Source organism: Streptomyces sp. NPDC006335, assembly GCF_040612795.1.
Taxonomy (GTDB): Bacteria; Actinomycetota; Actinomycetes; order Streptomycetales; family Streptomycetaceae; genus Streptomyces.
In genome coordinates, this window is record NZ_JBEXQX010000027.1 from 1 (window position 1) to 26,972 (window position 26,972).

29 protein-coding genes are annotated in these 26,972 nt (G+C 68.9%); 22 read left to right on the top strand and 7 right to left on the bottom strand.

The window, feature by feature from the left end:
• Positions 1–397 precede the first annotated feature (397 nt).
• Both ABZ098_RS41455 and ABZ098_RS41460 read right to left on the bottom strand, forming a co-directional pair.
• Entirely contained in the window at positions 398–847 is a 450-nt protein-coding gene (locus tag ABZ098_RS41455) for a hypothetical protein (RefSeq protein WP_356599607.1), read from the bottom strand.
• A gap of 183 nt (positions 848–1,030) precedes the next feature.
• Positions 1,031–3,271, bottom strand: coding sequence for a hypothetical protein (locus ABZ098_RS41460; RefSeq protein WP_356599609.1), 2,241 nt, complete (start codon positions 3,269–3,271; stop codon positions 1,031–1,033).
• Between the two features lie 908 nt (positions 3,272–4,179).
• Between ABZ098_RS41460 and ABZ098_RS41465 the strand changes: the two genes are divergently transcribed.
• Positions 4,180–4,818 (top strand): hypothetical protein, encoded by a 639-nt coding sequence (locus ABZ098_RS41465; protein ID WP_356599611.1) that lies wholly within the window; start codon positions 4,180–4,182, stop codon positions 4,816–4,818.
• A 38-nt stretch (positions 4,819–4,856) separates the two neighbouring features.
• Here the strand turns inward: ABZ098_RS41465 and ABZ098_RS41470 are convergent, their stop codons facing one another.
• The 4 genes from ABZ098_RS41470 to ABZ098_RS41485 form a co-directional block, all read right to left on the bottom strand.
• Complete coding sequence (locus ABZ098_RS41470; protein ID WP_356599613.1) at positions 4,857–5,780, bottom strand: FAD-dependent oxidoreductase; 924 nt, start codon at positions 5,778–5,780, stop codon at positions 4,857–4,859.
• The gene (locus ABZ098_RS41475; protein WP_356599615.1) at positions 5,777–6,340 is read right to left on the bottom strand and encodes an isochorismatase family cysteine hydrolase; all 564 of its coding nucleotides are present in this window, start codon (positions 6,338–6,340) and stop codon (positions 5,777–5,779) included. The genes ABZ098_RS41470 and ABZ098_RS41475 overlap by 4 nt, the downstream gene beginning before the upstream one ends.
• Before the next feature lie 21 nt (positions 6,341–6,361).
• Positions 6,362–6,895, bottom strand: a complete 534-nt coding sequence (locus tag ABZ098_RS41480; RefSeq protein WP_356599617.1) for a hypothetical protein — start codon at positions 6,893–6,895, stop codon at positions 6,362–6,364.
• 798 nt (positions 6,896–7,693) lie between these two features.
• Positions 7,694–8,446 carry a GntR family transcriptional regulator gene (locus ABZ098_RS41485; protein ID WP_356599619.1) on the bottom strand — a complete coding sequence of 251 codons (753 nt, stop codon included), beginning with the start codon at positions 8,444–8,446 and terminating at the stop codon, positions 7,694–7,696.
• Between the two features lie 507 nt (positions 8,447–8,953).
• Here ABZ098_RS41485 and ABZ098_RS41490 point away from each other — a divergent pair.
• The 12 genes from ABZ098_RS41490 to ABZ098_RS41545 all read left to right on the top strand — a co-directional run bounded on the left by ABZ098_RS41490 (position 8,954) and on the right by ABZ098_RS41545 (position 19,297).
• On the top strand, positions 8,954–9,790 hold the full coding sequence (locus ABZ098_RS41490) for a hypothetical protein (RefSeq protein ID WP_356599621.1): 837 nt from the start codon (positions 8,954–8,956) through the stop codon (positions 9,788–9,790).
• Entirely contained in the window at positions 9,787–10,083 is a 297-nt protein-coding gene (locus ABZ098_RS41495) for a hypothetical protein (protein ID WP_356599623.1), read from the top strand. Before ABZ098_RS41490 ends, ABZ098_RS41495 begins: the two co-directional genes overlap by 4 nt.
• A gap of 257 nt (positions 10,084–10,340) precedes the next feature.
• The gene (locus ABZ098_RS41500; RefSeq protein WP_356599624.1) at positions 10,341–10,838 is read left to right on the top strand and encodes an ATP-binding protein; all 498 of its coding nucleotides are present in this window, start codon (positions 10,341–10,343) and stop codon (positions 10,836–10,838) included.
• 217 nt (positions 10,839–11,055) lie between these two features.
• Positions 11,056–11,334, top strand: coding sequence for a WhiB family transcriptional regulator (locus tag ABZ098_RS41505; RefSeq protein WP_356599779.1), 279 nt, complete (start codon positions 11,056–11,058; stop codon positions 11,332–11,334).
• A gap of 151 nt (positions 11,335–11,485) precedes the next feature.
• Positions 11,486–11,713: a DUF5999 family protein gene (locus ABZ098_RS41510; protein ID WP_356599626.1), complete on the top strand. Its 228-nt coding sequence runs from the start codon at positions 11,486–11,488 to the stop codon at positions 11,711–11,713.
• Positions 11,714–12,017: 304 nt separating this feature from the next.
• Positions 12,018–13,310 (top strand): hypothetical protein, encoded by a 1,293-nt coding sequence (locus ABZ098_RS41515; RefSeq protein WP_356599628.1) that lies wholly within the window; start codon positions 12,018–12,020, stop codon positions 13,308–13,310.
• A 224-nt stretch (positions 13,311–13,534) separates the two neighbouring features.
• A complete protein-coding gene (locus tag ABZ098_RS41520) occupies positions 13,535–13,906 on the top strand; it encodes a hypothetical protein (RefSeq protein WP_356599630.1) in 372 nt (123 codons plus the stop codon).
• A gap of 117 nt (positions 13,907–14,023) precedes the next feature.
• The gene (locus ABZ098_RS41525) at positions 14,024–15,403 is read left to right on the top strand and encodes a hypothetical protein (protein WP_356599632.1); all 1,380 of its coding nucleotides are present in this window, start codon (positions 14,024–14,026) and stop codon (positions 15,401–15,403) included.
• Between the two features lie 2 nt (positions 15,404–15,405).
• Positions 15,406–15,801 (top strand): hypothetical protein, encoded by a 396-nt coding sequence (locus tag ABZ098_RS41530; RefSeq protein ID WP_356599633.1) that lies wholly within the window; start codon positions 15,406–15,408, stop codon positions 15,799–15,801.
• Between the two features lie 82 nt (positions 15,802–15,883).
• Positions 15,884–18,433: a hypothetical protein gene (locus tag ABZ098_RS41535; protein ID WP_356599635.1), complete on the top strand. Its 2,550-nt coding sequence runs from the start codon at positions 15,884–15,886 to the stop codon at positions 18,431–18,433.
• Positions 18,434–18,463: 30 nt separating this feature from the next.
• Positions 18,464–18,691 (top strand): hypothetical protein, encoded by a 228-nt coding sequence (locus ABZ098_RS41540; protein WP_356599637.1) that lies wholly within the window; start codon positions 18,464–18,466, stop codon positions 18,689–18,691.
• 81 nt (positions 18,692–18,772) lie between these two features.
• Entirely contained in the window at positions 18,773–19,297 is a 525-nt protein-coding gene (locus tag ABZ098_RS41545) for a hypothetical protein (RefSeq protein ID WP_356599638.1), read from the top strand.
• A gap of 233 nt (positions 19,298–19,530) precedes the next feature.
• On the opposite strand, the gene ABZ098_RS41550 is transcribed toward ABZ098_RS41545, so the two are convergent.
• A complete protein-coding gene (locus ABZ098_RS41550) occupies positions 19,531–19,770 on the bottom strand; it encodes a hypothetical protein (RefSeq protein WP_356599639.1) in 240 nt (79 codons plus the stop codon).
• Between ABZ098_RS41550 and ABZ098_RS41555 the strand changes: the two genes are divergently transcribed.
• The 9 genes from ABZ098_RS41555 (at position 19,751) to ABZ098_RS41595 (ending at position 26,887) form a co-directional block, all read left to right on the top strand.
• Complete coding sequence (locus ABZ098_RS41555; RefSeq protein WP_356599781.1) at positions 19,751–22,153, top strand: DNA translocase FtsK; 2,403 nt, start codon at positions 19,751–19,753, stop codon at positions 22,151–22,153. The two genes, ABZ098_RS41550 and ABZ098_RS41555, sit on opposite strands and share 20 nt — an antisense overlap.
• Before the next feature lie 536 nt (positions 22,154–22,689).
• Positions 22,690–23,340 (top strand): hypothetical protein, encoded by a 651-nt coding sequence (locus tag ABZ098_RS41560; protein ID WP_356599640.1) that lies wholly within the window; start codon positions 22,690–22,692, stop codon positions 23,338–23,340.
• Between the two features lie 94 nt (positions 23,341–23,434).
• Entirely contained in the window at positions 23,435–23,980 is a 546-nt protein-coding gene (locus tag ABZ098_RS41565) for a hypothetical protein (RefSeq protein ID WP_356599642.1), read from the top strand.
• A gap of 78 nt (positions 23,981–24,058) precedes the next feature.
• Positions 24,059–24,637, top strand: a complete 579-nt coding sequence (locus ABZ098_RS41570; protein WP_356599644.1) for a hypothetical protein — start codon at positions 24,059–24,061, stop codon at positions 24,635–24,637.
• Positions 24,634–24,822 carry a hypothetical protein gene (locus ABZ098_RS41575; RefSeq protein WP_356599646.1) on the top strand — a complete coding sequence of 63 codons (189 nt, stop codon included), beginning with the start codon at positions 24,634–24,636 and terminating at the stop codon, positions 24,820–24,822. The genes ABZ098_RS41570 and ABZ098_RS41575 overlap by 4 nt, the downstream gene beginning before the upstream one ends.
• Before the next feature lie 77 nt (positions 24,823–24,899).
• Positions 24,900–25,649 (top strand): hypothetical protein, encoded by a 750-nt coding sequence (locus ABZ098_RS41580; protein WP_356599647.1) that lies wholly within the window; start codon positions 24,900–24,902, stop codon positions 25,647–25,649.
• Positions 25,650–25,769: 120 nt separating this feature from the next.
• A complete protein-coding gene (locus tag ABZ098_RS41585) occupies positions 25,770–26,360 on the top strand; it encodes a hypothetical protein (RefSeq protein ID WP_356599649.1) in 591 nt (196 codons plus the stop codon).
• A gap of 81 nt (positions 26,361–26,441) precedes the next feature.
• Positions 26,442–26,681 (top strand): hypothetical protein, encoded by a 240-nt coding sequence (locus tag ABZ098_RS41590; protein WP_356599651.1) that lies wholly within the window; start codon positions 26,442–26,444, stop codon positions 26,679–26,681.
• The gene (locus ABZ098_RS41595; RefSeq protein WP_356599653.1) at positions 26,678–26,887 is read left to right on the top strand and encodes a hypothetical protein; all 210 of its coding nucleotides are present in this window, start codon (positions 26,678–26,680) and stop codon (positions 26,885–26,887) included. The genes ABZ098_RS41590 and ABZ098_RS41595 overlap by 4 nt, the downstream gene beginning before the upstream one ends.
• Positions 26,888–26,972: the final 85 nt, after the last annotated feature.

The following is a 26,972-nucleotide window of genomic DNA, read 5'->3' on the forward strand; positions in this document are numbered from 1 at the left end:
CGGCGCCTTTGGAAGGTCTCCGGCGCCTGCGCGACCTGCGGCGGCCGCCTCAACGCCTACGGCTGGGACCCTGGTGTTCCGTCACGGTTCTGCTCGGCGAACTGCGTTCCGCCTGCTTCCTGTCCCTCTCCGGACTCGGCCACGACCGAACGCCTGGCTGAACAGCAGCCGGCCGGAGGATCTGCCCGGTAGGGCGATCAAGGCGAACCCAGGACGATACGACTACCGGTGGGTACCTGGTTGGTCGGCACTCACCGGCTCGTCAGGGCACCGACGAAACCTTTCACCGCACCGACGAAGCTCGATGCCGGTAGCTGAGGCCGTTGCCAGCCACTGCAGAGCGGCGGCCAGCTCCCCGCCTGCCGATCCGGCCGTGGGTCGGTTCAGCGTGAGTCCGTCACTTGTCCTCGGCGCCGCAGTCGTATTCGTTCACCGCCTCGAAGGACGGGTTGACCTTCTCGTTGAACACAGGGGTCACCGCATCGCGCAGCTGAGAGTGCGGCTTCAGGTTGCTCGACGAACGCCTGATCGCACCGAGCACTGTACGGAACTGCTTGGCGATGTCCGGTGGAGCGCTCGCCTGCATCTCCTCACCCATATGAGCTATCACGGCAGCCCGCTGCCGCAGATCCTTCACGTCCAACTGCTGGCTGTGCACCGCGTCGGCCAGGTCGCCCCGGTAGACCACGACGCCGACCTGGAAGGGTGTCAGATCAAGGCAGAAGGCCGAGGTGGGTGAAGCGCTCGGCGACGCCGGGGCCGATGTGGACGGTGCGCCAGCGTGGGAGTCCGCGCCCGGCTCCGCAGAACCCGAACAGCCCGCCGTCATCATGGCGGTGACCAGCATCGGTGCGGCGATCGCGGAGATCCATCTGCGGGGAGAAAACATGGGCGGAGAGTAGACGACGACTCCGGGAGGGGGCCCCGGCCGTTTCGCTACGGACCGAACGCCGGCGCTCCTCGTCACCAGCCGTGCCACCGTGCAGTGGACCGATATCACCGGCGCAAAGCTCCCATAGAGCCACCACGGTTACGCCGCCGCATCTGCCAACACCTTGCCCACTGCGGAAGGTGCCGCAGCCGCGCGCCGACGGGCAGCATGCAGTTCACCCAGACGCTGGCGCAGGAGAAATTCGGCAGTACGGCGGCCCGCCGCATCTGCGGCCTCCTCAGCAGCAGCCTCGGACCCTCTGCCCCGCAGCCGAAGACACGCCTCGTACGCCGCGTCGCCCTCCGCCACCGCTTCCTGCGACCCGAGCAGCCGACGCAGCGCGGCCGCGCGCCGCTCGTCCCGGATCTGCTGCGCTACCTCCGGTGCCGTGAATGCTGCCCACGCCGGATCGGCGTCCGCACCGCAGGCCCGCTTGCACGCCAAGTCCAGCAGGGCACGGGTGTCCGCCTCGCACTGCTGCGTGAGGTCGTCTATTGCGTCCGCGTCCAGGAGGTCAGCCCGCACAGCGACCGCCAGGTCGATCGCCTCCCGCACCAGCTCCTCGGTACGCCGCCTGTAGGAGCACACTGGGCACAACCCCGCTGATCCGGGCAACCCGCAGTCTGCACACGGCGCTTGCCTCCGTGCCAGCTCAGAGCCTTCCTCGAGGGCGCGGCGCCGTGCGATCGCCTGCTGACGATGCTCGACCTCGCGCGCGGCCCGGGCCCGACGGACCTGCGCCCGCTGCTCATCAAGGACGGTTTCCTCACGCAGGCGCCGCTCGGCCTCGGCACGGCGCGCGGCCGGATCGCTGGCCTGCATCTCGGCCTCGACCCGAGATGCGACCCGAGCCCGCAGCGCGCGCCGCATGTGGACAATGTTTGCGCAGGTCGGGCAGTCGGTACCGGAGTCCAGGCGGATGCCGTCGTCGCACCTCAGATCTGGGCAGGCAGGGCGCTGGACCAAGCCCCGACCGAGCAGCCAGCCCATCGGATCGCGTACCAAGGCTTCGCCCCCGACCTCCTCCAGCCGGTCGGCGAGCCGGGCCGCGAGCACGCCCGGCGCTGCCTTCGCCTCCACGATCCCGGACAGGTCCCCAAGGGCCCGCTCCACGGCGCGAACGGCAACGGCCTGCTGACCGCGACGGAGCTGACCCCACAGGTAGGCCACCGGAGCCAAAGCGACCTGCAAACGAAGATCACCAAGGTCCGCAACCCGCTGCTGTTGCTGCTGTCCACGAGCCCGGTCCACGACCGTCAGCCGCGACCGGCTCCCCGAGCCCACCGTCGGCGATCCCCCGCCTGGACACTCTCCCTGGTTTTCCCCGCGCAGCGGGTCATCCCCACCGAGCGCGCGCTGAGACGCAGCCACCGAGGCCTTCACGGCCTGGTCCTCGTGCGCACACGCGTATTCCGGCCGATCACAGGACCCCGAATCGGCATAGCCGGAAAACCCCAGACCACCAGCAACTTCAGAAGACGCATCAGCCACAGAAGAGTGATCAGTGTGAAGGGATGCCATAGTCGCGAGGTCTCCGTCGCCAGTCCCGTCAGCCTCGTGAACCTCGCTGACCTGTGGCTTCTTCGGAGGCGTGGAGCCCTCACCCGGCCATGCCGTACCTGCGAGGTCTCCAACAACATGGTCACCAGCAGCATCCGCGCTCCCCTGGCGGCCGCGGTGCGCTGCGGCAACCGCCGGCACGACCAGCCGCGCCACATGACGCATGCCGGACACCGTCTGCCGCCGAGGGCGCTCCACCAAGCCGACGCCCTCCAGCCTCTCCAACACCCGCTCCGCCTGCGACAGCGAGCGCCCCAGCAGCCGGGCCAAAGTCGCCACCGGTCGGCCGTAGCGCTTGTTGACCCGGCCACCGCACAGCCGCACCCTCCCCGTCTCCCCCGCCTCCAGCACCAGCAGCAGTAAGGCGAGCCGATCCGTCGCCGCACCATGCCCCGTACGGGCACCCAGCAGCCCGGCCGGCGTCACCCGCCCGTCACGGTGCGCCCAACCCGGCGCCATCAGGGCCTCCATCAGCCGCAGCAGGGTGGCGAGCTCCGGCTTCGTCAACCGCAACGGATGCCCGACCTTGTCCTGGGCCTCCCACATCGGAAGCACACGGCAAGTCAGCCCCCAGTCCTCGCCGAACTCGCCTGCCAGCGTCTCGACATCCACCACACCGGAACGACGCAGACCCGGGACGACCGCATGCCGAACCCTGGACACCGACAGGCCCAGCCACCGGCCCAGCTCACGAGCCCGGATCTCCACAACGCCGGTCTCGGACGGCGTACGGGAAGCCAGCACCACCGCCGCCAGCCGCACCGGGTCCGACGCCTCCACGAGGCCCGGACTGCCCAGCAGCGTCCGTACAGCGGCCGCCGAGCGAGAACGAGCATCCTGGCCGAGTGCCAGGGAAGGCCCCGGACCGCGCTTCACAGGTGGCCCCGCCACCTCTGGCACTGCGTGCAGCCAACGACGTCTCGGCGACCGTCGGTGGGCGGCGGGCCCTGCCGCGGCGCTCACCCGGGCACCCCGGCGAACCGCGCACGTGCGGCAGCAACAGTCCGCTGGAACGGCGGAACGGACGCCTGAAGGAAAAACTGTGACCGGATAGACGGCACAAAATGCGCCATCCGGTCATGGATGGGCTGACAAAGGGCAGCACGATGCTGCAACATAGGTCTTGCCTTCCTTGGTGTTGCTGGAGGCATGGAAAAAGCGCCTTTGGCGCTTGGTTCGCTGCAGAACCAGTTCGAACGTTCGGCCGGCGGCAACCGGACGGACATCCCTTCAGGGGGTCGGCAAACCTCCTGGTGGCAGATGGGGCACGGCGCCCAGGTGAGTGGCATCACCGGGCGGCCCCGGGCGGCTGAGCCGCCCCAGACCTACGTCATCTCGACCCCCTCAGCAGAGGGCTGGTCGAGGCGTGGGGAAACGCAAAGAAACCCCGCTGACGTCGTACGCGCATGATTGCGAAGACGGCGGGGATCTTGTGTGGTCCTGAAGGCCCACGGGTACAGTGGTGCCATGAACACCGAGAGCCTCCTAACAGGTTCTCTACGCCCCCAGCGCTTCCAGGCGCTGGGGGTGTTCTTTATGTAGATCTTGACCGATGCCACCATACTCTTCCGATCAACCCGCGTGCAGGGGGCAACGCGAGCGAGTCGTCGAGGCGTATGTGAACGGGAGAGGGGCATCTGTCCGTGCTGACAAAGGACCTGACAGTCGTTCAGGGAAGGATGGAGCGCATGCCTGACACCGCTGCTCCGGACATCCCCCCAGTCACGTACGCGACCGCGGCACAACAGCGGGCCTACATCGCAGCCATGGGAAAGATCCGCGACGCGCGCAAGCCCAGTGACTCCGTCCGCGTCTACATCTCCGTGCCGCCCCTCATCGCCCAGCGTCCACAGTGGACCCAGCGGCTCGCGAAGATCCGCCACCGGCTCCCAGGAGTCGAGCTCCTGCAGTTCGGCGATCTGTTCACCCCGGAGAACTACGCGGAGCAATGGCAAGAGATCTCGCCGACCTTCGACGGCCTCGTCGTCGTCGGCGTCGCCAAGAGGGGCCCCAGCAGCCACGTGTACCGGCTCGGTGAGGTCGCCCGACTCGAAGTCATCGACATTGTGAAAACCGGCCGCCCCGTCCTGCTTCACGCCCGCGGACTCGGCCTCGTTCCCTTCGTCGACTGCAAGATCCACCGAGTCGGCAACGAAAGGCTCCGCACAAAGGTCACCGTCCCGGCCGGCTGGGACCCAAAGGACTATGAGCCCACCCTCCAGGCCGCCCTCAGGGCGCTCAAGCCGCTCAGCACGGAGGGCCGGCAGGACTCGCGGACCGATGGGCCGAGTCACCTGATCCGCCCGTTCGCCACTGGGGCGAGCTGACTGCTGAGAACGGGCCCAAGACGCCTTGCACGGGAATGTCATCGAGGCCCGCCTCCGCCAGGCAGCGCGGTGTCGTAGTAGTAGGCCAGCACGGCCTCCGCTCCAGAGCCTTGTGCAGTGACTATGCGCTGGAAGCGCGAGGACCGAAGGTCACCTGCAATCCGGATGCGATGATGCTGCTCATGGGGCGAGCAGTAGCCATCCTCGCCAGAGACGAGCCCGCTCACCGGCGTCGGCTTGTTCCCCAGATTGTTGATGACCGACGTGGCGGCATAGACGGTCTTAGCGCCATCGCGGCCTTCCACCTCAACCGTCCAACCACCGCCATACCGTGGCTTGGTAATCGCGGCGTGTGAGATCGGCACGAGCCGTACGCGACCATCCTGCTCGACCTCGGTCGCCTTATACGCATCGGCCGGTGGGCACAGCACGTGCAGCGTCGTCGCGACATTTGGATGAGCTCGCAGCCAGGTTCCGAGCGGACGATCAGCACCGAGGACGTACGTCCGCGCGGTGAGGTCCTCCGGAGCGGTGCGCCAGAGCGGTGGAGCTGAGAACTCGGCAGAAGCAGTTATCCACCCCGCGTCTGCTGGGGCCAGGTCTGTAACGCCCGTGGCGACCACGATGAACTCCCCAGTGAGCACGCGGCCGTCGCCGATGATGAGTTCGGCTCGGTCGTCGTGCCCACTCAACCTCACGGCGACGTCTCGCACTACAGTGCACCGCCCGGCCTTCTCCAGACGTTCAAGGTCCGTAGATAGGGCCTCGGCCAGCTGGGGGCCGGACGACCAGCGGCCCGGGACGTTCTCCAGGGCGCCGATCCGGTGCAGCTTGCCGCCCACCGCGCCGGTCTCCACGACTGTGGTCCGCAGGTTGAGGCTGGCCGCCATGATCGCGGCTGCAACTCCAGCCGGGCCTGCGCCGACCACAAGGACGTCCGTGTCGCATGACCGTGTGTTCACGCGTGCGCCTCCGGGATCTCATGGATTCGAGACAGGACGGTTTCGCTGGTGACGAGCTGAGAGGCCCCGATGTTCCGCGCGGCGAGCAGCAGCGCAGCGTCGTGGTACTGCGCACCGCCGCTGGAGGCGCACGCGTCAGTCACGATCCATGGCCGATAGCCGCTCTGGTAGGCGGCCACGGCTGAGTCGTACACGCATGCGTCCGTATCGATGCCGCACAGCACGAGATCGGACCATCCCGAATCACGAATGATCTCGGTTCCCTCGGGGGTGAAGATAGAGGCCTGCGCCTTGTCGATGACGGTGGCCGCGTCTTCTGCGAACGCAGCAAGCTCAGGGACGAGAGCCTGCTCCTCGGTCGTGCGCAGTCTTGTCCAACCTGTAATTTTTTCGTACGGCGAGTCGGGTTCGTTGTGGAATCGCGTCAACACCACGGGAGCGCCCGCCGCCCGCCAGCCCTCAACGAGCCGCACGATCGCGGGGACAACACCACTGCTGTGCCGGTTGACGAAGCCCTGCTGCACGTCGATGACCAGCAGTGCCGCCGAACGAGGTTCCACCCATGCCGCCTTCCATAGCCGTCATTGATTGCTGTCCCGTAGGGCATCCTGTGCGGCTCGCAGCCGATCAGGGAGTTCACTCGTGGCGAGGATCGCCTCCCGCATCACCCGATGCTGAGCTGTTTCCGTCGGCCGGGCAGTAGTAAGCCGGACGTACGCACCGCGCAGAAAGCGCCACCCGTACTCCGCAGGCATCACTGGGTCCCTGCCTTCCTCGATCATGTGAAGGACATGCGAGGACAGAGCCCACAGAGCCTGGACGTCCAACTCCAGTGCAACTATTTGACTCGTTGTCAGTGCACGCTCGTCTGGCTGCGGGTGGTAGGCCACGCCAGACCAGCCAGCCACTCCCCGCGAAGCACCACCGTCGAACGCCACGGCTTCTGGGTGCGCCCAGACATCCCGGAATTTGGCGTCCTCAACGCCTGCGCCAAGGGGCGTGACGTTCTCCGGGTCCTGGCGATTGACGAGTACGGACGGCGTGGTCAACAACTGCAGAGCTGTGTCGAGCCCGGTCCCTGTCCAGGAGTGCTCACGCAACTCGTAGACGGACAAGACGTACTCCGGATCTGGTGACGGCGTAGCTGGCCGTTCGCCAGCACTGTGTCGCTCCAATAGGTGAGTTAGCCGTTGACCCACCCAGGACCGGTCCGTCAAGTACGAGCGGTAGCGCCACACGGCCAACTCGGTCAGAGAGCACATGCGTTGGTGCTCTTCCAAATGTATGAGGGCGATCCCGCATGCATAGATGTGGATTGTCGATGTCCGTGCTGACCGGTGCTCAGCGGGCAGAATGCGCTGGTCCAGACCTCCAGGACCTGGCCGACGAGGGGTTCCGGCCGTGTACAGCGAGTTGAGCCGATCTCCCAGATATACAGGCAGGAACTTGTGCGAGATCACGGTGCAGGGCGCTGGACGGCCGACCGCTGCCGCTGCCGCGCTAACAGGGTCTCCCCGCAGGGCGGCAAGGCGCACACGGAACGCTTCCTGTTCATCCGGCGTGCACTGGGCGAGTGCTGTGTCGAGGATTTGGGCCATGGTCGGACGGCACACGCCAGCCGGGTTTTCCGTCCAGTGTGAGACTGTGCGAGGGCTGATCCCAAGCCGTTGAGCGAACGCACGGACGGACAGGCGCATCACCGACCGTAGGAGTAGCGCCTCCTCGCCTGTCCACTGTTCCACGGCGATCACTAGACACCCCCACGACGGGTCCTGAACAGGCGATCTGGCGCGTGTTGCCACGCTGAGTCCACGCCAATTCCACGCAGGGGCATCTCGCTCAACGTCCGCACCTCAGAAGCTGGTTGAGGTCGGAACCAGCCAGTTAGTGATCGGTCGGAAGCTCCCATGGCGTCAGGCGTCGAACTCGTAGTCGAGAACGTACGAAGCGGAGTCGAGAGTCATTTCGTTGATCTCGACCACGCGCTTGTCAGCGTCGAATGCTGTCCGGCAGACCTTGAGGACCGGCCGTTCCATGGACATCCCAAGGGCGGCTGCTTCTGTGCTGGTCGGCAGGCGGCCGCGGATCTCCTCTCGAAAGTGGACGGGGGCGTGGCCAAGGTCGGCGAGGCGCGCGTACGTCCCACCTGGACCTGTGTCCGCCTGAGTGATCGCCGACCCCGCCACGAGGCTGAAGGGGAGATAGGACGTCGCCAGCATGACGGGCCGTCCTTCGAGTACGAAGCGCCGCGAACGCGCGCAGGCCGTCTCCGACTCTCCCAGCTCAAGCATCCTGATGATGTGTGGGGGCGGGGTGACCTCCTCGACGGTGACTTGATCCACAGTAAGCGGACGGGTCTCATCCGCTGCCCAGATGGATTTGCCGCTCCCCCACTGATCGCGTGCCAGGCGCTGAATGCCTCTTCGACGGATGGGATGGAAGGCCTGTACGAAGAAGCCGGCCCCCTTCCGGGACTCGGCAAGTCCCTGACTCGTGAGTACACGGAGTGCTCGGCGGGCGGTCATAGGGGAAACGCCGTACTGCGGCGCGAGGACGTTCTCCCCGGGCAACCGATCCCCAGGGCCGTACTCTCCCACCTCGATCGCCGCCTTCAGAGCGTCAGCGATCTGAAGGTACTTGGGCTCGGCACCCGATTCTTCCGCCATGTGACTCCTCACCTCGCTAGCGATCCTAGGGGCTTCGATGTCTAGCGCCAGCGTCGCGGCGGTGGACGGCCGATCTGTGACTCTCCGACTAAATGTCGATATCGAGACTCTTGACTTCGATAGCGATCATAGCCTTCACTGGAACCAGCTTCGATATCGAAGTGGTGGACGCCCGCTCTCAAATGCGCTGGGTCAACCCTCTGGCGCTAAGTCGCGGCAGGTGGGCCACTCGGAGCCGCTTCTGGCGGAGCTGGCCAGGGAGTCGGACCTCGAGTCCTGACACCTCGTACGACCAACCGAAAAGCGCAGCCTGCTCGCCGTCGCTTACATGCGGCACCGGGGTGACCGGCCCAGAGCCGACACGATGTCCCCCGGTGGGTGAGAGCAGGGCAGCCAAAGACAGCAGTTGCGCTGCCTGTCCTCCACGATCCGTCCAGCGGATTTCCGCTGGACGGCTCCTGGTTGGCAGGGAACGCAGCCCGTGTCATTCCCGCTTAGGAGCCCGCCTTGCGTATCAGCAAGCTCCCCCCGTACCGGCTCAGCAGTTTCCGTCCGCAGCACGTGAACCTGCGCGACGGCGAGGTCCGGACACTGAAGTGCCCGGAGTGCAAGGAGTGGCACTCGCTCAGTCGTAGCGTCCTGACGCCGCACTACCCGGAGCCCAAGAAGCGCTGCTCGGGAAGCGCCCGCCGGATCATCTTCGACATCACCGTTGAGCAGTGGGGTGCGGCGCTGGTTGAGGGAGACCTGGAGGCGGGAGCGCGTCGTAGCGCCCAGCAGTTCCACAAGCCCGCGCCGCCGACCGGCCAGCCGGTTCATCGCATGGCGTACACCGCCCAGATGTCGCCGATCGAGCGGGCGAGGCAGGCTATCGCGCGGCACCAGGCCAGCTGCAAGAACTGCCGGAACCGTGTCCCCTGCCGGATGCCGAGGCTCTTTGCGGAGCGCGAAGCAGGCCGGAGCGGACTCGCGGCGCTGGAACGCGCACTCGCCAGCCTCGCTCGTCACCGGCAGGGATGCGCCGACTGCCGCCAGGGCCGCTACTGCCCGCGCGGCTACGAGCTGGCCGAACGGAAGTCATGGACTGAGCAGACCCGCGAGAGCGTGACCAGCCAGCAGACCCGCGAGCAGCGCGAAGAGCGGAACTGGGAACGCGGTCGTGACGCTCTGCAGACGCGCCGCAGGACGCAGCAGTGGCGCAAGGTCCTCCCCGACGTGGAAGCCACCGATCGCGAGCGGCGCGAGCAACTGCTCCGCCAAGACCAACTGCAGGCAACGCCCCGCCGCTTCAAGGCCGGACGCGTCCGCCAGACCCCCGCCGTGAACGGAAGGAAGGCCTCATGACGCTGACCGCCATCGACATCGACCGGCTCCTGGACGAGGCGGACAGCGGTAACACCGCCGCTCAGGCCAAGATCGAGGCGATCATCATCGACCTCGAAGGGGCACAGCGCCGCTCGCTCGCAGCGGCAGCTGACGGAGAGCGCGTCGCCGCAGACGAGAACGAGAGCCAACTGATCCGTGCCCAGGCGGCCATGGCCGCGTACTACGCCCATGGCCACGCCCGCGAGTACGGAGAGGAAGCCGCCGTACTGCGCCTCGGCGAGAACCCCTGGGGATACGAGATCTGCTACTGACCCGCTCCTGGGCTACCTGCGATCGCTGCCCGCGTGACGAGCAGCGATGGCAGGGGGCAGCAGGATCACCCCGCAACAACGATGACGGCCCCGGGATCGCACCCCGGGGCCGTTGTCGGTCGTCATCCATCGCGCGTGAGAGGAAGTACGACCTTGCTGAAGAACATGATGCCATCCCCTGTGCTGACCGGTGCCCCAGGGGACTCCGACCCGGACATGGACGAGGCGCTGCGCCGGGCGCAAGGCGGTGGGAAGCGGTGACGGTCACGGTTCACGGCACCGGCACCCTGTACCCCATCGCCGTGGACGGACGACTCGCACTGCCCGGGCCGGTGCAAGGACTGGCGGTGACCGAGCAGGAGCGCGGCTTCCGCGCCGAGATGACGGCTTCCCTGGAGGCCTTCAGCGCTGTCCGCGCATTGACCAGGTCGGTGCCCACGGCGTACGGAGCCGACCCGGAGCTCGGCGAGTCCGCGGAGCTCGTGGCATCTGAGCTGATGGGCAACGTCGTTCGGGCCAGCCCTGAGGACGAGCCCGTGCCGCTGATCGTCGAGGTGTACGCCGTCTCTACGGGCATCGAGGTGATCGTCCACGACGCCGTGCCGGGCCAGCCGAGCCGCTGCGACGTCGCCCTGGACAGCACCGAGGCGCTGTCCGGGCGGGGGCTGCACCTGCTCGACCTGCTGACCGACCTCTGGACGGTCGAGTCGTCGCCGCTCGGCAAGAAGATTTGGTGCCGTCTCAGGTCTGCATAGCACCACCGGCTGTACGGAGGGCGGACGGCCGGAAGGTCAGCCTCTGCCAGCGCAGCACCACCGCACCAAGCGGGGGCCGGAGATCACCGCGCCCAACCGCCCCATCCCCCAGCAGCCCCAGGAACTCCCTGTTCCTGGGGCTGCCCGCATCCGCGATTCCACGGAGGGCCCCATGAAGAAGAACGTCCAGGACCTCGTTAGTCTCTCCGCATCCCATCTGCCCGCCTCCAGAGGCGGCGTCAACTGGCGGCACAACGCGGTGTGCCGCGAGGAAGACCCCGAGCTCTTCTTCCCGATCGGCAACACCGGTCCCGCCCTGCTGCAGATCGAGGAGGCCAAGGCCGTCTGCCGCCGCTGCCCCGTCATGGACCAGTGCCTGCAGTGGGCCCTGGAGTCGGGCGAGGACACCGGCGTGTGGGGCGGACTGAGCGAGTACGAGCGCCGCGCCATGAGGCGCCGTGCTGCCCGCAACCGGGCCCGCCAGGCCAGCGCCTGACCTCCCGCCCCTTGCGCCCCTGCCCAGCCCGTCGCTACCGGCCCGGCCACCGTCGGTCCGGTAGCGGCGGAGAACACAGGGACCGCCCGCATCGACGTCACCCGACACCGCCCCCGGTCCACACCGTCCCCCACCCACAAGGGAGTTCGCCATGCCCGAGACCTCCGCGACCCAGCCGTGCACGCACACTCCGTCCTGCCCACCCGCCACCAGTCCCGCTCGGGAGGCCGCCCAGAGGGTGGTCAGCCACCCCGAGCAAGGCTGGAGCCGCCTGTGCAACGGGCTCCTCGTCTTCGAGGACACCGGCGAGCTGCTGCCCGACGGCCGCATCATCGCCCCGCACCGCCCCACCGACGCCCCGGCCCTGGTGAAGGCCTGACGTGTTCGGCCGGAACGTCACCGAGAACCACCTCAGCCCGACCTTGTCGTCGGTGCGCACCATCCGCGGCAAGGACGGCCTGTGGCGGGACGGTTGAGCAGTTCCCCTGTGTTGCCTGCCGTTCCTGGCGATGTGAGTCGTCGGGAACGGCAGGGAGCAGCAGGGACTCCCCCGATCCCGTGCTCCACGGCCGGCCTCCCCAACAGGAGGCCGGCCGTCCTGCTGCCGGGCCCGGTACGACAGCTCCCCCCGGTACCGGGCCCGGTGCCCCTTGTCCCCCGACTTCCGTCAGGAGTGAAGAACCATGACACCCACACCCACCTCCATGTCCCCGCCCCCGGAAGGGAAGCTGACCCGGGGCCAGCGCATCATCCTCATCGCCGCCGCCGTGCCGATGGTCGTTTTCGCCGGCCTGGGCGCCTGGGGTACCTACAGCAACATCACCGGCGTCTTCCACCGCTCGGCCACCGCGTGGGGCGTGGTCGCCGCCGGTGAGGGCGCCACGCTCTCCCTGGCGCTCGTCTACGTCGGGCTGACCCTGCTGGGCCAGTCGTCGCCGGCCGCCGTCCGGGTCGGGCTGTGGCTGCTGCCCGCAGCGGCCTCCGGCACCGCCGCCGCCGTCGCGCAGACCACCACCGAGGCGATCGTCTTCGCCGTCACGCCGCTGGCCATGTGCTCCTCCGCGGAGGGCTTGGGCCTGCTGGCCCGCCGCATCGTCATCCGGGTCACCGGCGTCGACATGGAGGCCCAGCGCCGGAACGCGAAGACGATGCAGCAGCTCGCGTACCACCGGGCCCGTGCCGCGAACCACCCCGACGAGAAGACCCGCAAGCAGTCGGAGCTCAAGTCGTGGGACCTGGCCAAGAAGGTCGGCACAGGCGACGCGACGCTCGGCGCGGGCCTCGTGACGGTTCAGCGGGACCGCATGACGGCTGGCGCAAACGACGCACTGGCCGGCATGTTCGATCTGACATCCGTCACACCCGCGCTCAACGCGTCCGTCACGCCCGCGCTGCCCGGAACGACCGGGCGCGACGGTTTCGGCACAGGGGCCGTCACGGACCAGGCGGCCCGGCACACCGACGGGACGCACTCCGTGACGAACCCGCCGCCCCGTGACACCGCCGTCACGAGCGGCCCGGAAGGTGCGACGCAGACAGGCACGCAGGTCAGCACCGACCCGACTGCGCGGCCGTCGCAGTCGACGGAATCCGTCACGGACACCGTGACGCACACCGTCACGGGCTCCGCCGCGACTCGTGCGACGGAAACCGTCACGGCCGACGGCTCCGTCACGCCAGGTTCCGTCACGCCCGAGACGCCGTCACAGGAGTCGTCGCACACCATCACGCTCGAAGAGGTCGCGGCCGTCGCGGGCGTGCCCACCCCGGTGCCGGGCGAGCGGCTGACGGAGGCGCAGCTGGAGGTCGTCCTGCGCCACCTTCGCTACTCCGACGACCCGCCGCTGTCCTACCGCCAGGCCGTCGCCGCCTTCCGCGACGCCGGTTTCGTCGGCGGCGAAGAGCGGGTGCGCCGCGTCTGGGGCCACCTGATGTCGCACGAGGAGTCCGAGACGCCCGAGAAGACCGGCGCCTGAGCAGCGTCCGGCACTGCCAGTGAAGGCCAACTCGCCCCGGCGGGCTGGCCTTTGCTGGGACTGCCGGAAGCGGTCGAAAAGGTGCAAAAAGCTCCGGTGAGTGAGCTGGCGAGTGACCCGGCGAGCGGAACGTTCGCAGACCCGGCAAGCAGACCCAGCGAGCAGACCCGGCGCCCCGCTGCACCCCCACCCAACCCCCGGACGGACGGAGGAAACCAGGCCCGATGGGCGGATCCGCGTACTGGACAAAACAGATCAAAAAGGCGGACGCGCGATCCCCCAAGGAGGGTGCGATCAAGCGAGTGGACCGGCTGCACGGCGTCCTGCGCCGACTTGATCCGGAGGCCGCCGACCGCGCCTGGCGCGACGTCGGCAACCTCCTCCAGCAGACGACCGACCGCCACTCGGTACGCGGTTCCGCGTACTGGACGAAGGAGATCAAAAAGGCAGACGGAAGGTCCGCCAGGGAGGGTGCGATCAAGCGGCTGGACCGGCTGCGCGGCGTGCTGCGCGACCCCGATCCGGTAGTCGCCAACCGCGCCTGGCGCGAGCTCCGCGACGCCCTCCAGAGGATCACCGACCGCTACTCGCGGTGATCGTTCACTCATTCATTCACCCCGGGGGGAGATGAACGCGACCCGGCCCTACACGCGTACGTACGCGCACGAGGCCCGCGTTCACTCCCCCCGGTTGCAGACCGTGAGGGGAATGCGATGGAAGTTCTGCTTCTCGCGGCGTGCGCCTGGCTGGCACACACGGCCGGCGCGCAGAGCGAGCAGGCGAAGATGGGGCTCTCCCCGGCGCAGCGCGACATCCTGCGCGAGAGGACCCGGCACGAGAAGGCCGTGCAGAAGATCGCCGACAAGCACGGCGTGACCCCACCGGCCGAACGCGGGCCGGGACTGCTCTCACCGTGGAAGGACGCGCCGGCCTCGGAACGCGGCCCGGCGCTCACGCTCCCGGAAGCGTTCCGGTCGGGGTACCGCGGCCACACCCGCATCGAACGGGTGGCGACCCCCATGGGGCGCCGCGCTGGCGGCTGGGCCGCGCGAGGCGTGGGGTGGGCCGAGGACACCGGCAAGGGCGCGCTGCGCGAGTACCGCAAGCGCCGACGAGCCCGGGGCGAACCCGACCCGGCGCCGATCCTCGTTCCGCTGCCCCCGGCCCACCCGCCGACGGTGCCGCCCATCCCGGCTGATCCACCCGCCTCGGGGGCGGACAGCGGCAAGGGCAAGGGCGTGATCCTTTCCAAGCCGGACCCGGCTGCGGAGCCTGACGCGGCCGAGAAAGCCTCTGAGGGCGCCTCTGGGGCGCCAACGGCCGGTGGTGGGGCCCCGGGCATCTCAACGGCCCCAACTGCCCCTGAGAAGGCCGCAGATGGGGCCGCGCCGGTCCCGGACCCCCGCAGCTCGGAGGGGACGGCCCCCGCGGAAACCGCAGAGCCGCAGAGCGCCGACGAGCCAACCGGTCCCACCCCAGCGGAGCCCGCGACGACCCCGGACGCGACCGTGGCGGAACCCGTCACGGCTGTGACGGAGCCCGAGACGGAACCAGCATCCGCTGTGACGGACCCCGCCGCGACCGTGACGGAGCCCGCGGGCGCCGTGACGGAACCCGTGAACACCACCAAGGAACCGGCCATTGCCGGAGAAGGAGTTGGGCGTATGGCAGCAGAGGTGTCGTACGAGTCCGTTGAGGAAGAGAGCGACGAGCTCGCTCTGATGTGCGAGGACGACCTGGTCGTCTACGACCGCATCGGCAAACGCTGCCAGCGGGAGATCAGCCGCGCTGACGACCTGCTCGTGGCCATGCAGGCCGTCGGCTTCGGACCGAAGGTCATGGGCTGGGTCACCCGCGGCAAGGAGCAGTACGGGGTGATCGACTCTCAGCTCGACGATCTGAAGTCGAACACGAAGGCTCAGGCCGAGGCCGTCGTGAAGGCCAAAGCCCTGCTGGTCGCCGGCCAGGGCCTGTACGCGGGCATCGCGAAGGACATGGAGTCCGTGGCCGACCGCGAGGTCTACATCTCCGACGCGGTCGACGCCGAGGACACCTCCGCGAACACAGAGGTCTACGAGACGAGGGGAGCCTGATCATGAGCGAAGCCAAGGGTGGACTCACCGCGATCGTCACCTACGCCGCCGTCCTCGCCAGGGCAGCGGCGTACGGCATCCGCGCCGCCAACACCAAAAGGGCCGTGGAACGGCTCAAGTCCCGCTTCGACGACCGGGGCGCCTCGGCGCGGTACATGTCGGAGGCGATGACCGTCCTGGAGGTCGACGAGCCGACCACCACCGCCTACATGGCGGTCGCGACGCTGACGGAGGCCATGGCGGCCAACGTCGGCTCGATCGTCTCGGCGTCCGACACGCTGTCCACCGTGGCGCAGGGCCTGGCCGATGAGACGACCGCCCAGCACGGCCGGATGGCGGACGCCAACCGCACGCACAGCGTGCAGATGGCGGCCAAGGAGTTCATCAAGCCGAGGTAGGCGCCCGACACGAACACCACGAAGGGCGGGACCGCAACGCGCGGTCCCGCCCTTCGTCACTCCCGGAATCGGAGAAAGCCGGATGGCAGCGACCACCGAAACGATCAAGGAAGAAGAAGACACTCCGCAGGAGCTGACCGGGCTGCGCGCCCGGGCGGCCCGGATGCAGAACCCCGGCCTGTACGTGGGATCCGGGCTCAGCATCGCCTCCAGCCTGCTGTCCGGCGACCCGCTCCTGTTCACCACGGTCGGCGCGACCGGCGTCGCGGCCGGCTGGGCCGCTCTGGCCATGAACCCCGGACCGTGGCGCTGGCTGCCCGGGTACGGCGAGCCATGGGAGTGGATGATCCGCAACAGCCAGCGCGGCTACCGGCGCAAGGTCCGCCGGATGCGCCACCGCCTGGCTCGAGACGACAGCTACAGCCCGTCCGTGGGCAGCGACGGCATGCTCGTGCCGACCATCGGCATCGCCGACGGATGGCGCCACCGGGACGACCGCGCCGCTCTCGTACGCGCGGCGAAGGCCACCGCCTACCGCGCCCGTTGCACGACGCTGCGGCGGCTGTGGGCCAAGGTCCTTCCCGACTGGGAACGCGGCTGGTGGCGCCGGTACTCGCCCGCCGAGATGGCGCTGCGTGCCGGGCCTCTGGCGGTGATCCCCGCGACCGGCTTCATAAACGTGCCCTGGTGGGCGCACATCGTCACGGCTTCGGTCGGGTCGGTGTGGGGCTCTTGGGTGTGGGCCCGTCCCGACGTCGGGGTCTCCCCGGCCGGGCACCCCGAAGGAGCGGGCTGGTACCTGGCGCGGTGGGATGAGTGGATCGCGTGCGAGCGCGGCCCGCTGCCCGAATCCAAGCTGGTCGACGTCCACCTGGACGACGACAAGCTGACCGCGATCATCGTGTCCACCACCGCCCGGTCTGCGCTGTCCGTCGGCCAGGATGAGATCTCGATCGCGTTCGACGTGCCGCCCCGCGCGGTCAACGTCTACCGCCCCGACGACATGCCCGCCAGCCGCGCCAAGCTCACCGTCCGGCTGCGGGCCGCCGCGGCCGCCGACCTGGACATGGACGACCTGCCCGCCGTGTGGCAGGAGTTCGGTCCGTACATGGGCAGCGAGCTGTACGACGTGCAGGAGACGGAGCACGGCCGCCAGTTCAAGATCCTGATGCCGCGCAGGGGCTCCTCGGTCGCCGAGGTACAGCCGCGTAGCATCGCCCAGGCCCTGGACCTGCCCGGCGAGTACGCCGTCGCGCGACTGCACCTGCGCGTGATCGATGCCCGCAGGATCGAAGTCAACGAGATGAGCACCAACCCCCTCCAGGAGGGCGTGGCGCTCGACCTGCGCGCTCTGACCATGGACGCGCAGGGATACGTCACGGTCGGCAAGGACATCTATGGCCGCCCGGCGAAGTGGCGGCTGCTGAAGTTCGACCCGATCCGCCGAGGCCTGTCCGGGCGGCCGTCCGCATCGGCAGTGCACTCGTTCGGCTCCGGAACCACCGGTGCCGGCAAGACCTCCCTGGAAGAGGACCTCCAGGTCGCCCAGCGCATCAACGGATTCATCTCCTGGCTGGCCGACGGCAAGGGCGGCGCCGGGTACGCGTCCTGGTTCGGAGATCTCGACTGGCTGGTCAAGTCGCCGGTCGGGGCCATGCTCATGGGCCAGGCCGCCACCCGCGTCAGCGAGTACCGCTACAGCGAGCAGATGAAGATGCAGTGGCTGGACGCGGAAGGCTTCACCGAACAGGGCCGCTCGTTCTTCGTGCCCGGCGAGCCCTTCGCCCCGATGGTCGTCACCTGGGACGAATTCAACGAGATGGTCCTCAAAGACCCTCACGCGTTCCACGTCAAGCCGCTGACCCGGGCCATGTCCAGTGTGGGCCGCCTCTCCAGGGCGGCCGGCCTGTCCGCACGGGCCTGGGTCCAGATCCCAAACCTGGACTCCATCGGATCGGACGCCAGCGCGAACGCCATTCGCGACATGCTCCAGTCCGGGAACATCGGCCTGTTCCGCACCGCGCGCGCCGACGTCGACGTCATGTCGCTCGGCTCCCGCACCCCGGAATTCCGCCTGGAGCCCCTCCCCGAGCGGTTCCCGGACGGGTCCGAGACCGGCGGCCTGTTCTACCTCGCCGACGGAAAGGCCCAGTACACGCAGTCCCGGGCCATGTTCCACACCAACCCGGCCCGCGTCGCCCGCGGGTTTCCCATGGCGACCCTCTCCGACCCGGAAGCCGACGCCGCCGGCGCCGCCTACCTGCGCCGCGACGAGTACCGCTACCTGGACGCCGCCGAGGAGGAAGCCTTCCTCCTCGACCTGATCAAACAGGAGCAGTCCAAGAACAGCCCGCACACCACGGTCATCGACCTCAAGCCCGCCCCGACCCCCGCGGAGGACACCGAGGACGAGGACCTGGACGAGCTCGTGCCCCTCACCCGCACCCAGAAGGTCTGGTACGCGGTCGACGCCGGTGCCCGGCGCAACAAGCAGATCGCCGAGGTCACCGAACTCCAGCCGTCCAACGTCGCGAACGCCACGACCCGCCTGGAACGGCTCGGGAAGCTCGCCAAGATCGACCGCGACTGGCACACAGCCGCTCCCCTCGACGACCAGCGCGTCGACGCCTGACCGCCCCCTCACCGAACCGGAGACAACCCCATGAACATCACCATCACTTCACTCTGGGTCCTCGTCTGCATCGGCCTGGCCATCTGGTTCAAGAAGGACAGTTCCTTCCGCCGGCGGGAGGTTCTCGCCGTCTCCCTGTTCTGGATCCTCGCGGTCGCCACACCCTGGGGAGCCACGAGCGTCCAGAAGGTCCAGACCATGATCGGCAACGGAGTCCAGTCGGCCGCCGAGACCGTCAACTCGGTCTCGTCCAAGTAGAGCCACCCTAGGCAAGAGGCGGCCCGCACCGTGCGGGCCGCCTCTCCTGCGCCCCGGCCCACCAGAAAGGAGACCCACGACATGGCCGACGACCTCGCAGGCCTCAAGCGGGGGCAGACGGCTCAGGAAGCGGTCGACGAGGCACGCATGCTGGCCAACTGGTACAGCAGCAACGCCCCCACGACCACCAGACTCGTCGCCCGCGACCTTCCCCCGCCCAAGCCCGCCACCGGAGACGACGTGCCGTTCGATCGGCACGGACGACCGCCCATGTCCCAACGGGCCACCGACCACGCGGCACTCGTCCTCGTGTACTCGTTCGGCTCGCTGCCCGTCAGCGCCGCCATCTCACTGGTGCTATGGCGGCTGGCCAACGTCAGCCCGACGACGCTGACCATCGTAAGCATCGGCACCGTCGGCGTCATCACCTCGATCGGCGTCGCAGCCCGCATGATCGGGCGAGCCGTACGCGACGGCGCCTCCGCCCTGCCGAACAACACGGTCAACCACTTCACCGGGCCGAACTACGTGCAGCACAACGAACTGCACACCGAAACCAAGTGGTTCGGCACCACCCACAACGAACTCCCCGGCAACCCGGAGTGACGTTGGCCCCGCATGACGCGAAGAACGACATCGCCCGATCCCGAACCACCCTGCTCCACCAGTGATCGGCCGTTCTCCGTACGCCCCCGCTCGCCGCCGACAGGCGGAACTGCGGGGCCGTGCGGTGTCCGCCCGGCCACCCAGACCGCATGTCCTGGCGGTCCGCGCACCAACCTCCCTCGCCGGGGCGCAGCGCTCCCGTCCCGCTAGCCGCCGCCGTCGCCATCGCCTGCCTACCCAATCTCCATGGAGGCCACTGTGAAAAAGACCCCCGCCAAGAAGCCCGCCGCAACGAGGGCCGCGGCGAAGAGGACGCCCGCCAAGAGGGCACCGGCCAAGACCACACCGGCGAAGAGGACCGCAGCGAAGAGGACGCCCGCCAAGAAGGCCGCGGCGAGGAGGTCCCCTGCACGAAGGAGGCCCGCGAAATCGGCGCCCAGCCTTTCCCAGTTGGTGTCATGGCTATTCCGCACGATCGGACGGGGCGCCAGGAACCTCGACCCGGCGCACCGCAAAGACGGTGCCGTGCTGCTGCTGTTCACCCTCGCGCTGATCGTCGCCGCGGGCACCTGGGCCGACCTCAAGGGCCCGGTCGGCGACCTGGTCGAGATCCTGGTGACCGGCGCCTTCGGACGGCTCGCCCTGCTTGTGCCGATCCTGCTCGTAGTGATCGCCGTCCGACTCGTGCGGCACCCCGAGAAACCCACGGCGAACGGCCGCATCGTGATCGGCCTGTCCACCCTGCTGATCGGCGTCCTCGGGCTGATCCACATCGCGTCCCACTCGCCCGCCCGGGACGACGGCATGCAGGCCATTCGGGACGCCGGTGGACTGATCGGCTGGGGCGTCGCGACCCCGCTGACCTACACCGTGAGCGACGTGCTGGCCGCCCCACTGCTGGTTCTGTTCACCGTCTTCGGGCTGCTGGTCGTCACGGCCACCACGGTCAACGCCATCCCGCAGCGGCTGCGGGCGCTCGTCGTGCACCTCGGCGTCGTCCAGGAACAGACAGCCGCCATGCCCGGTGAGGACAACGAAGGAATTCCGGAGCAGCGACACGAGCCGCCGCCAACCGCACACTCCCGCCGCCGTGAGCCCGTCGAAGAGGCGCACGCCCCCGACAGCGTCGACCAACCGGCCGTTGCACCGCGCCAGAAGCCTCATCCCGCAGCAACGCCGGCCCCTTCCGAGCAACCGCCCGCGACGACGCCGACTCCCCTGGTTGTCCCCGACCGCACCAAGGCGCCGTCCACTGACAAGGAGCGCGATGTTCCCGCCCGCCCGGAACAGCTCCGGCTGTCCGGGGACATCCCGTACGCGCTGCCCTCCCTCACTCTCCTCGCGCGCGGAGGGCCCGGTAAGACACGTAGTGCCGTCAACGACGCGGTCATCGCGTCGCTCTCGAACCTCTTCTCCGAGTTCAAAGTCGACGCCGCCGTCACCGGCTTCACGCGCGGGCCGACGGTCACGCGCTACGAGGTCGAGCTCGGGCCCGCCGTGAAGGTCGAGCGGATCACCGCGCTGACGAAGAACATCGCGTACGCCGTCGCCAGCCCAGACGTGCGGATCATCAGCCCGATCCCCGGCAAGTCCGCGGTCGGCATCGAGATCCCCAACACCGACCGGGAGATGGTCAACCTCGGCGACGTACTGCGGCTCGCGGCGGCCGCCGAGGACGACCATCCCCTGCTGGTCGCACTCGGCAAGGACGTCGAGGGCGGCTACGTGATGGCCAACCTCGCGAAGATGCCGCACATCCTGATCGCCGGAGCCACCGGCTCCGGTAAGTCGTCGTGCATCAACTGCTTGATCACTTCCATCATGGTCCGCGCGACCCCCGAGGACGTGCGCATGGTCCTCGTCGACCCCAAGCGCGTGGAACTGACGGCCTACGAGGGCATCCCGCACCTGATCACACCGATCATCACCAACCCCAAGCGAGCGGCCGAGGCCCTCCAGTGGGTCGTACGGGAGATGGACCTCCGCTACGACGACCTGGCCGCGTACGGCTTCCGCCACATCGACGATCTCAACGAGGCCATCCGCAACGGCACAGTGAAGGCGCCAGCGGGCAGCGAGCGTGACCTCCAGCCGTACCCCTATCTGCTGGTGATCGTCGACGAGCTCGCCGACCTGATGATGGTCGCGCCCAGGGACGTCGAGGACGCGATCGTGCGGATCACGCAGCTCGCGCGCGCGGCCGGCATCCACCTGGTGCTCGCCACCCAGCGTCCCTCGGTGGACGTCGTCACCGGTCTGATCAAGGCGAACGTCCCCTCGAGGCTCGCCTTCGCCACCGCCTCGCTCACCGACTCGCGGGTCATCCTCGACCAGCCCGGCGCCGAGAAGCTGATCGGTAAGGGCGACGGTCTCTATCTGCCGATGGGGGCGAGCACGCCAGCCCGCATGCAGGGGGCCTTCGTGACAGAGAACGAGATCGCGTCCGTCGTCCGGCACTGCAAGGAGAAGATGGCGCCGGTCTTCCGGGACGACGTCGTCATGGGCACCAAGCAGAAGAAGGAGATCGACGAGGAAATCGGCGACGACCGCGACCTGCTGTGCGAGGCCGCCGAGCTGGTCGTCAGCACCCAGTTCGGATCGACGTCCATGCTCCAGCGCAAGCTGCGGGTGGGGTTCGCCAAGGCCGGTCGACTGATGGACCTCCTGGAGTCCCGCGACATCGTCGGGCCCAGCGCGGGCTCCAAAGCGCGAGCCGTCCTGGTGAAGCAGGACGAACTGGACCAGGTGTTGGCCCTGCTTCGCCCCTTACCCGTCAGTGCGCAAGGAGAAGACGCGGACGCCGGCGACCCCAAAAGGCGGGGTCGGATCGCCACAGGCGCAGAGCGGCTGCGATGAGCTGTTCCCACCGTCATGGTCGGCGGGCAGCTAACTGATCGCCGCAAACACCAGGCCTTCCCTGCTGCGGCCCAGGCACGACCACCGGTCGGGCCTGGGCACTTCCGTGCCCGGGCCGCTCATGGTCGGCCCGACCAAGACCCCGACCACGGCAGCTCAGCGACGCGTTGCCTGATCGTGACCGCTGGTCGGGGCTGGTGGTCGGCAGCCTGGTCGGGGAGCCGAGGTGAGGTGCCTCCATGGACCTTCCGCCCCGCCGCCGCAGACGCTCCCACCCGGCGCCCCCAGCCGTCATCCACGCCGCAGGGAGAACCACCGCAACCGCGGTCCAGAAGACCGCCTGCACGTGCGCCGTGCCAACCGCCGCTGGGGAGGCAGGGCATCGGAGCACCCCACATGTCCCCCGGGACACGGACCCGCTATTCGCCGGACAGCTCGACGAGTCCTGGCGCCTCCTCGTCCCGTCAACACCGCCTGACCCAAATCCGGCGGCCTCCCGCATGTCCACCCTCCGACTCCAGAAGGAGCAGATCTTCATGTCCCAGACCAAGCGAGCCGCTGCGACGGCAGCTGCCTATATCGGTGCGATCACAGTGACCGGCCTTGAATTCGTCATCGTGGCCGCCGCCGCGTGCACCGGTGGCTGGGTGGGCGCCACCGCGCCGGGAGTGCCCACCGCCTGGGCCGGGGCGCTCGCGGGCTGCCTCGGACTCGGCCTAGCCGTGGCCGGCATGCAGATGATCGACTCGTTCAGGGCCTCGGTGCGCGCGTTTGCGCGCGCCTCGTCTTCCGCGCCCATGCACGTCCCCGACGCCCCGAAGGACGCGGAAGGTTCTCTGCCCAGCACCCCCGAGGGCATCATCGAGCGCCTGAACCAGGCAGCCCGTGCCGACGCCGCCAAGCAGGCCGCCCAGAACTCCTACGGCCTCGACCACGCACGGGACCTGCTGCACAACGCCGACCAGTGGATCGGCTTCGAGGACAACACCGCCTGGTTCCCCCTCGCCGACGGCGCGTACGTGCAGTACAGCAACAAGGACGACGCCGGCTTCACGGTCCACACGTACACCTTCGTGGTCCCGGAGGCGGACGCGGAGCCGGTCACCCTCACCTCCATGGCCCAGCTCCGCGACTTGGTGAAGCAGCACGTCAACCGCGAGCCCCAAGAAGCGTCGGCCTTCGCCTGACCCTGCCGACCCCTGTGCTGCCTCGGCCTCTCTGGCCGGGGCGGTGCGGAGGCCCGGCAGGGCGAACTCCGACCCGCAAGGAGAGCCAGCGCCCATGACGATCACGGACATCACGCACAGCCGCCCGGAATCAGTGGAGACGACCGAGTCCCAGCGGCACAGCGTCCGTCACGCAGAGACCCCGATGATCAGCGACTTGGTCGTGGCGACGCTCCACCTGGAGCGCCTGGCGAAGACGGCCGGTCCGCCCGACCACGAGGCCACCGTCCACACCGACGGCTTCACGCCGGAGCAGTACCGCTCCTTCCTCCTGGGCAACGCCGCCCGCATTCGTGCCGCACTCGACACGATCACCGAACCGTACGAGGCGCCGGCCAACCCGTCCGCGCGCCAGGCGACAGCGGCCCTGCACGTCGTACGCGAAGGGGACCACGAGACCGCGCAGAAGGTCGTCGCCGACATGGCCGCCCGCGAACGCGCCAGCCTCGCTAACCACCTCGACGAACTTCGCAAACTCCTCGGCACCGTCTGCGACAACTGCGGAGGCCTCGCCGAGATCGGCACCGCCACGACCGACCCGTTCAGCGAGATCTGCCGCTTCCTGTGCACCCGCTGCACGGCGGCCCACCGCACCAGATGACACCCCGCGACTTCCGCTCAACCACCGTTGACGCTCGCGAGTTTTGACCGCCTCCAACCCCGACAGGAGCAGGAACACATGGCCCTCCCGCTGTTCACCCGCACTCGACCCGTGCCCGTCATCGAGTCGGACCCCGAGCCGTGGTCCGAGATCGGTGAGACCTGGATGCCCGAGGGCATCACCGTCGTCGAGCGGTACTGGAACCAGGCGAACGCGGTCGTCCTCGTCTACTCCGGAGACGAGAGCTGCTACTACCACGTCGTCACGTGCCTCGGCTGCCACTTCAACGTCGCCCACGACCCGGACGGCAGCCGCGACCACCGGCTCACGCTGAACGACGCTGGCCGCGTCGCCAACGAGCACGCCACCACCTGCCGGGCGCTGTCCCGCACCATTCCGGACCGGCCGAACGACGACGACGCCCGCGATCAGCTGCGCAAGACGGTGCTCGGCTGTCAACTCCGCGACAAGGACGCCGAGATCCACCTGAGTGCCTTCGACCTCGGCCGCCTCACCCTCCAGCGCACCAACGGGTGGATCGAGACCGAACTCCAGCAGCTGGCTGCAGACCGGCCCGACCTGGTCGTCGCCCAGACCAGCTACGGCACCCCGAAGAACTACTTCGTCCTGCCCCGCCCCGAGGAGCTTCGCGGATGAGGCCCCAGCAGCCGCACCCGCACCCGCTCACCCCCGAGGGCCTCCCGGACGGAGACGAGTGGTGGCGCGGCTGCCCCGCGTGCCACCTGCCGATCCAGGGCGGCGGCGCCGGCCTGGAGGCGCACCGTCGCACTGTCCACACCCACGCCGGGGACCCCCGGATCCCGATCACCATCCACCTCTGACCTGCCGCCGCCGGCTTGCCGACCTGTACGGCGAGCAACAAGGACCCGGCGGGCTCTCCGAAGGAAGGACACACCTCGTGTCACATACCACCCACCGCACCCCCGACCGCCCGCTGTGGATGGCGCTGCCGCCCACCGCACCTCACGCCACCGCGGAACCCGGAGATCTCATCCAGCACCCTGACGGCCCGCGCGACGACCTCCACTTCGACCTCCCGCACACGGAGTGGCTCCACGCCCACAGCGCCGCGGCGGAGACCCTAACCACCGCGTCCTGGCCGAGCGAGACCGGCCGGCTCACCGATCTCACCAACTGGAGGCTGCTGCAGGTCCAGCCGGTCGGCACCTGGTACCAGGCCGCCCGGCAGCAGTGGCCGTACTGGCACAAGGCCCGCACCTACACGGTCACCGGCGAGGCACCCGCCTGGGAGGCCCTCGGGCCCAACGGCGAAGACGTCCTCGCCCTGTACGAGCTCATCACCGAGTTAACGCCCCAGGACGCCGAGCGGCTCGCCGCTCGCTGGCACGCCCGTGGACAGCGGGCCTGGCACACCGCCGCCCTGCGCCGGGTCCGGGCCATCTTCGAGGGGCGCCGCGCAGCGAGCGAGGCGGCGAAGCGGTCCGCCATCGCCGTCGTCTGGGGTATGACCGAAGGCCTGCCGGAGCAGACCCGCATCGCCACGACCAGCCTGGTCGAGGCCCTCACGGAGACCCTCGTCGTCCGCGATCTGCTGGAACCCGAGCACTACGCCACCCTCATCAGCCCCTGGAACCGCGCGCTCGACGCTCCGCTGCCGAACAGCTCACTGACCGCCGCCAGCGCCTGAACCCCGCCGACGGGTGGGGTCTTTACCCCGCAAAGACCCCACCCGCACGCGCCCCGGCCGCCAGACGCCAGTACGGCCGTGGCGTGGCCCATCCGACGCCCTCCACGAAGAACGGCCGCCATGACAGTGACCAGGAACCGGCGCCGTGAGGACCAGCTCCGCGCCGACGTCCTCCGCGAACTCGTAGAAATCGAAGCCCCGTTGACCGCTCCGGGCCGCCCCTCCCGCATCGACCCGAACGGCTGGATGTACGGCTACAGCGCCAACATCGACCGCACCACCCTTGCCTGGGCCACCGCCTACCGCATGCTCACCGACCACCAGCCCGAGGTCCCGCGCCTGTCCCACATCTACGCGGCAGACGCTCTCCTTCGTGAGAGCCGCGTCGAAGGCCTGGCCGCACTCCACCAAGAACTCGCCGGTGGGCCCATCAACTACCGGTTCATCCGCTGCCCCTACTGCTGGGGCGGCGGCGAGGACCCCGTCGACGCCACCTGCGACGAACGCGGATGCCTCCACGGCCTGGACCCTCGCGATCACGAGCACCTCTGCCCCGTGTGCCGGGGCCAGGAGTACGCACCCGAGTACTTCGGCCCCGACCAGATGCAGCTGATGGACGAGCGCCTCACGCGGGCCCTCGCCACAAGGACACCGGCCCCTCGGCGGCTCCACGGACGGCTCCGCCGCCGCAGCCACCCCGGTCGCCCCTGAGCCCATCATCAGCGCGCCGACCGGACACACCCCGCCACCAGCGCACCAACCAACTCTCTCAACGCATTGAGGAGCAACCCCATGACCGAGCACAGCACCCGAGCCATCCGCTTCGCCGCCGCCTACGCCCTGCTGCACATGGCCGCGGACGTGGGCGATCACTGGATTAACGCGGCGAAGGCCGTGCCCACCTTCCTTCGTGTCTCGGTCAGGGGCTGGCACCGTCTGCCGAGCCGGGTTTGCTGTCGTTCAGTGGTGTCTCGGTTGTCCAGCGTTAATACCTCGGCCCGGAGTGCATTCCTGGGGGTGACGGGCGCGTGACCTCGGGAGCCGTTTTCGCCGCAGTGTTCGCGGTGCTGTTCGCCTCTCATGTCTGGGCGGACCATTGCTGGCAGACGGACAAGCAGGCTGGCGAGAAGGGACGTCCGGAGCCGGGCGCCGGTGCGACGAAGACCAAGGAGTCCTGGCGAGCGCTGATCGCTCACGTGGTGATCTACCACGTGGTCGTGGCCGGATGCTTGCGGTGACTACGACCCTGCTCGACATCCCAATCGGTTGGGCCGGGGCCGCTGCGGGGATCGCGTTCTCGGCTGTTACTCACGGATTCTGGGA